The organism is Halobacterium sp. CBA1126 (assembly GCF_009741975.1).
Lineage (GTDB): Archaea > Halobacteriota > Halobacteria > Halobacteriales > Halobacteriaceae > Halobacterium.
The window spans coordinates 1-4360 of the sequence record NZ_WPCF01000156.1 but is presented as its reverse complement, the minus strand read 5'-3'; the positions used below and the strand labels follow the sequence as shown (position 1 = coordinate 4360).

General features: G+C 70.8%; 4 protein-coding genes. 1 reads left to right on the top strand and 3 read right to left on the bottom strand.

The features are described 5' to 3' along the window. Positions 1 to 860 (bottom strand): DMT family transporter (locus GJ634_RS14350; RefSeq protein WP_157503537.1); only part of this gene is annotated, 860 nt, incomplete at its 3' end. A gap of 168 nt (positions 861 to 1028) precedes the next feature. Between GJ634_RS14350 and GJ634_RS14345 the strand changes: the two genes are divergently transcribed. Beyond that, on the top strand, positions 1029 to 1514 hold the full coding sequence (locus GJ634_RS14345; RefSeq protein ID WP_157503536.1) for an Lrp/AsnC family transcriptional regulator: 486 nt from the start codon (positions 1029 to 1031) through the stop codon (positions 1512 to 1514). Here GJ634_RS14345 and gatE read toward each other — a convergent pair whose 3' ends face one another. Beyond that, the gene (gene gatE / locus GJ634_RS14340; RefSeq protein ID WP_157503535.1) at positions 1515 to 3383 is read right to left on the bottom strand and encodes a Glu-tRNA(Gln) amidotransferase subunit GatE; all 1869 of its coding nucleotides are present in this window, start codon (positions 3381 to 3383) and stop codon (positions 1515 to 1517) included. Between the two features lie 36 nt (positions 3384 to 3419). Further along, positions 3420 to 4199 (bottom strand): PH domain-containing protein, encoded by a 780-nt coding sequence (locus GJ634_RS14335; RefSeq protein ID WP_331714197.1) that lies wholly within the window; start codon positions 4197 to 4199, stop codon positions 3420 to 3422. Positions 4200 to 4360: the final 161 nt, after the last annotated feature.

The following is a 4360-nucleotide window of genomic DNA, read 5'->3' as shown; positions in this document are numbered from 1 at the left end:
CTCCCGCTGACCGAGGCGGTTCTTGCTGAGCAGCTCCTGGTGCGACTCCGGCGAGGACGGCGGCGAACGACGAGCGCGGCGACGACGGGCTCGAGGTAGCCGACGAGGTGGAGCTCGGCGGCGCCGATGCGGTCGAGCAGCTCGAAGTACAGCAGGAAGCCGAGACAGCCCGCGACCAGCGTGAGGTACACGAGGCTGGCGAGCGCGGGGAGCGTCCACTCGACGCCGGTGAGGGACTCGCCGCGGGCGCCGGCGCCGACCCAGAGGACGACCGAGCCGAGCAGCATCGCCCACGCCTCCATCGTCTCGACGGGGAGGTCCGTGGAGAGGGGGCGCGCGAGGACGGCGCCGAGCGCGAACGCGACGGCGCCCGCGAAGACGAGGCCGACGCCGAACAGGTCGGTGGCGCCGCCGCCCGGCGACGCGACCACGACGACGCCGGCGAACCCGGCGAGCAGGCCGAGCCCCTCCACGAGGTCGATGTCGCTGCCGAGCAGGATGCTCGCGAAGCCCGCGGTGAGGACGGGCGAGAGGCTGACGACGATGGCGGCGATGGCGCCGGAGATGCGCAGTTCGCCGAGGTACAGCAGGCCGTGGTAGACGGCGATGACGAGGAGGCCCGCGACGCTGACCGCGAGCCACTCCTCGGTGCCGCGGGGGCGCCAGCGGTCCGTGACGTAGGCGGCGTAGCCGAGGATGATGAGGCCGGCAGCGCTGTACCTGATGGCGGCGAACGACAGCGCGGGCACGGTGTGCAGTCCGATCTCGATGGCCGGGAACGAGGTCCCCCAGATCGCGGCGAGTGCGAGGAACATCGCGGCCGCGGGGGAGATGCCCAACCGGGGGCGTCGGTAGCTCATATTTCTACAAACAGCCAGAGATATATTAGAGTTTTCTTCAAAGAACTTCGCGCCAGTAGCTCACAGAACAATATAATGGTCGTTCATTAGGTCAGCTGGCAACTCTCGTCGTGGGTATTGTAGCCGACTCCCACAGGCTTATCCTCGCGCCAGCCGATTCCCTCGGGCATGGACGACCGCGACGTACGCCTCCTGAAAGCGATCTCCGACCTCGGCACCGGCAGCCCCGAGGAACTCCACGAGGAGACGGACATCCCCGTCTCCACGATTCACTACCGGCTGAACAACCTCCGCGAGCAGGGCGTCGTCGAGAACGACCTCTACGACCTCGACCTCGACGAGCTCGGCCTCGGCGTGACCGTCGTCCTCGAAGTGCTGACCTCCTACGAGGGGAGCTACGAGGACGTCGGCGAGAAGATCAGCGAGGTCGAGGGCGTCACGCAGACGTTCTTCACGATGGGCGAGACCGACTTCATGGTGCTCGCGCGGCTCCCCCACTCCGACGACGTCGAACGCCTCATCTCCGACTTCGAGGCCATCCCCGAGGTCGATCGCACGAACTCCACGTTCGTCATCGCGCGCCAGAAAGACACCGCCCGCCCGCTCCAGAGCTACGAACTGGAGACCCTCCTCGACGAGCTCGCCGACGAGTAGCTACGCGCGCCTCTGGATCTCCTCGCGCAGCACCTCGCTGACGAGGTCGCCGTCCGCCTTCCCGCGGAGCGCGCCCATGCACTCGCCCATCAGCCCGGAGAACGCGCCCATTCCCTCTTCTTCGACCTGCTCGCTGTTCCGCTCCACGACCTCCACGACCGCCTCACGGACCTCGTCCTCGCCCGCGGAGCCGAGGCCGAGATCCTCCGCGAGGTCTGCGGCCTCCCGGTCCGGCTGTTCGGCCAGCGCCGCGAGCAGTTCCGGGACGCCCTCTTGCGCGAGGTCGCCGTCGGCAACGAGGTCCAGCACGCCGCGGAAGTGGTCGTCCTCGAGGGCCTCGACGGGCACGTCGTCGCGGCGGAGTTCGGTCACCGTCGACTCGAGCGTCTGCGCGGCGAGGGTCGCGTCGACGCCGGCCTCCACGACCTCCTCGAACAGCGGCCACCGCCGGCCGTACGCGACCTGCTCGGCGAGGCCAGCGTCGAGCCCGTACTCGTCCTCGTAGCGCTCGGCCTTCTCCGTGAGGAGCTCCGGCGTCTCCACCTCCGAGGGGTCGGGGTCGACCGGCGGCACGTCCGTCTCGGGGTACATCCGCGCCGCGCCCGGCAGCGGCCGCAGGTACTCCGAGGTGCCGTCGTCGTTCGCGCCCCGGGTCTCCTCCGGGACGCCCTCGATTGCGGTCTCCGCGCGCTCGGCGACCGCGTCGATGGCGCCCGTCGCCACCGACGGCTCGTCCGCGACGATGGCGACCGCGTCCTCCTCGCCCGCGCCGACCGCCTCGCGCAGGGCGTCGACTTCGTCCTCGGTGACGCCGTACGCGGGCAGTTCGTCCGTGTGGAAGATGCCGCCCGCGCCGTGGCGCTTGGCGTGGTCGGAGAACTCCGTGCCGAGCCGGCGGTCCTCCTGTAGCTCGCGGCCGACGAGGCCGTCGAAGCCGTACAGCGGGACCGCGTACACCACGCCGTCGGCGTCGAGCGCGCCGCGGATGACGCCGGAGTCGGTCTCCGCGAACACGTCGGTGACGTTCTCCGTGTCCCCGACGCTCGCGTCTCTATCTCGGAGTTCCTCCGCGATGTCCACGAGTTCGACCTGCCGGCGGACCTCCTCGCGCACGAGGTCGTCGATGTCGTCGAGGCTCTGGACGCCCTTCATCTCCACGCGCGCGCCGTCCGCGATGGAGACGTTGACGTCCTGCCGAATCGTGCCGAGCCCGCGCTTGACCTTCCCCGTCGAGCGCAGCAGCATGCCGATGCGCTCGGCGGCCTCCCGGGCCTGCTCGGGCGTCGAGATGTCCGGCTTCGTCCCGATTTCCACGAGGGGGATGCCGAGGCGGTCCAGCGAGAACTGCACGCCGCCCTCGCGCTCCTCGACGCGCTGGGCGGACTCCTCCTCGAGCATCAGGTCCTCGACGCCGACGCTGCCCTCGCTCGTCTCGATTTCGCCGTTGTGCGCGACGAGCGTCGACCGCTGGAACCCCGACGTGTTCGACCCGTCGATGACGACCTTCCGCATCACGTGCGCGCGGTCGACCGGGTCCATGTCCAGCAGCTGCGTGATCTCCAGCGCCGCGTCGAGGGCTTCCTCGTCGAGACGGTGGGGCGGCTCGTCGTCCTCCTCGACGAGACACGTCGTGTCGTACGCGAGGTACTCGAACTCCCGTTCGACCTTGCTCTCCTCGAGGGCGGCCTCGTCGATCTCGCCCAGCTCGGAGCGCGTCGGGTGGAGGTAGCGCGTGAACGCCCGCTCGGACTCCTCGGGCTCCCGCAGCTCGGTCGGGCACTCGCAGAACAGCTTCGTCGCCGTGTCCAGCTGCTGGTGGATCTCCAGCCCGGCGACGAGCCCCAGCTCGTCGTAGTCGAACTCGGTCATTACGTGGTCGTGTGCGGGCGAGCGATAAAAAACCGTTCAGTCTCGACGCCCGCGGTCCCGCTCGTAGATGACGTCCAGCACGCGGTCGCGGACGTCGCCCGCGATGCCGTCCGCGTCCTCCTCGTCGCGGTCCAGCGCCGCCGCGTCGCCCGCCGAGATGGAGCGCGAGCCGGCCGTGTCGAAGACGACCGTCGCGAGCCGCCAGCGCCGCTGGAAGACGGTCTGGCGCCGGATGACCGTCTGGACGCGGCGGTACGGGACGACGCGCGTGCTCCGGTTCCAGAACCCGGCGCGCGTGACGACGTGGTCCGGCCCGAGCTCGTAGCCGCGGTGGCGGTGGGTGAGCCGCGCGGCCGGCCACGCGGGCAGGAGCAGGACGCCCGCGGCGTACCACGGGACGCTCGTGAGGAACTGGTCGACGAGGAACCCCCCGGCGACCACTGCGAGGCCCGCGAGCAGGTACCGGCGGACGTACCGCTTCCGGGCGCGCTCGGGCGGCCGTTCGAGTTCGAAGTCGTGGAACGGTTCGAGCGTGCGCGCCAGCGACAGCACGTCCTCGCGGGGCGCGATGGGGATCGCGGCCTCGGAGCCCCCGCTGGGCTGGCTGCCGGGCGCGTACCCCGCGGTCTCGACGGCCAGCGACGCGAACCCGAACCGCCGCATCAGGACGTTCTCCTCGACCGCGACGGTCTGGAGCTTCGACAGCGGGATGGTGCCGTCGCGCCGCGAGAGGAGGCCGCGCTCGTAGCGCAGGTCGTCGCCGACGCGGCGCAGCCGGAACCCGTAGAACTGGACGACGCGCGCGACCGCGGACACCGCCCACAGCGCGAGCGCCGCGACGACCGCGAGGCCACGACGGCCGCGACGCGAGCCCGGACAGCGAGATGCGGTCGCCGAACGTCGGCGCGAGGAACGTCGCGAGCGCCACCCACGCCGGACGCAACCGCGGGTCGAACGAGAGCGCGCCCGTACAGCAG